At 69.5% G+C, this 1,372-nt stretch carries 2 protein-coding genes; both read left to right on the top strand.

Annotated elements, in window-relative coordinates; all coding sequences use genetic code 11:
- A partial coding sequence (locus ACFP9U_RS25070) for a sensor histidine kinase (RefSeq protein ID WP_378625600.1) occupies nt 1-935 on the top strand: 935 nt, incomplete at its 5' end.
- On the top strand, nt 932-1,372 hold a 441-nt coding region (locus ACFP9U_RS25065), incomplete at its 3' end, for a sigma-54-dependent Fis family transcriptional regulator (protein WP_378625599.1). The genes ACFP9U_RS25070 and ACFP9U_RS25065, both read left to right, overlap by 4 nt.

Genomic DNA, 1,372 nt, shown 5'->3' with positions numbered 1-1,372 from the left:
CGCTGCTGCTGCTCGGGCTTGCCGCACTCGCCGCCTTCATCTTCTTCCAGCGCCGCGCCCGGCTGCACGAGCGCATCGCCTTCCAGCGCCAGGCGCAGGAGCAGCTTGAACGGCGCGTCGAGGAGCGGACCGCCGATCTGGCGCTCGTCAACCGCCGGCTGGAGAAAGAGGTGGCGGAGCGGCGCGATGCCGAAAACCGGCTGCGCCAGACCCAGGCCGATCTCGTGCAGGCCGGCAAGCTCGCCGCGCTCGGCCAGATGTCGGCGGCTCTCAGCCACGAATTCAATCAGCCGCTCGGCGCGGTGAAGACCTATGCCGACAATGCCGCCATCCTGATCGAGCGCAGCCGCCTCGATGAGGCGCGCGACAATGTGATGCGGATCTCGGGCCTGACCGACCGGATGGCGGCGATCAGCCGTCACCTGCGCAATTTCGCCCGCAAGCCGAACCAAAAGCTCGGCCCCGTGGCGGTCGGCGAGGTGGTCGGCGACGCGCTGGAGCTTCTGGAAGGGCGGCTGAAGGTGGCGCGGGTGAAGGTCGCCGTCGACCTCGGCCCGGAGCCGCTGGCGGCCCGCGCCGGACCGGTGCGCCTGCAGCAGGTGCTCGTCAATCTCCTCTCCAACGCCGTCGACGCGGTGGAGGGCCAGCCCGAAAGGATCGTCGCCCTGACGGCTCGCGCCGAGGGCGAGGAGGTGCTGATCACGGTGCGCGACAACGGGCCGGGCGTGCCGGAGGCCATTCGCGAGCGCATCTTCGATCCCTTCTTCACGACCAAGGGCGTGGGCAAGGGGCTGGGTCTCGGCCTGTCAATCTCCTACAACATCGTGAAGGATTTCGACGGCACCCTCGCGCTTGCCGAACATCCCGAGGGCGGCGCGGTCTTCACTGTCGCGCTGCACAGGGCCGAGGTCGCCGCCCGCGAGGCCGCCGAATGAGCGCGGGGCAGATATTGCTCGTCGACGACGAGGAGGAGCTGCGCCGCTCGGCCGCGCAATCGCTTGACCTTGCCGGCTTTACGGTGACGGGTCTCGACGGGGCCGAGCGCGCCCTGGAGCGGGTCGGCTACGGCTTCAACGGCATCGTCGTCACCGATATCCGCATGCCCGGCATCGACGGTATGACGCTGATGAGCCGCATCCGCGAGATCGACGCCGACATCCCGGTGATCCTGATCACCGGCCACGGCGACGTGCAGCTCGCCGTCAAGGCGATGCGGGAAGGCGCCTACGATTTCATCGAGAAGCCGTTCAAGGCCCAGCATCTCGGCGACATCGCCGCGCGCGCGCTCGACCGCCGCTCGCTCATTCTGGAAAACCGCCGCCTGCGGGCGGCCGCTGGCAAGCGCGACGACGTCGAGGCGCGGCTGCCCGGC

Origin of the sequence: Nitratireductor sp. GCM10026969 (genome assembly GCF_042660605.1) — a bacterium.
Taxonomy (GTDB): domain Bacteria; phylum Pseudomonadota; class Alphaproteobacteria; order Rhizobiales; family Rhizobiaceae; genus Chelativorans.
Note: the sequence above shows the minus strand (reverse complement) of the source record. Positions and strands in the feature narration are given on the sequence as shown.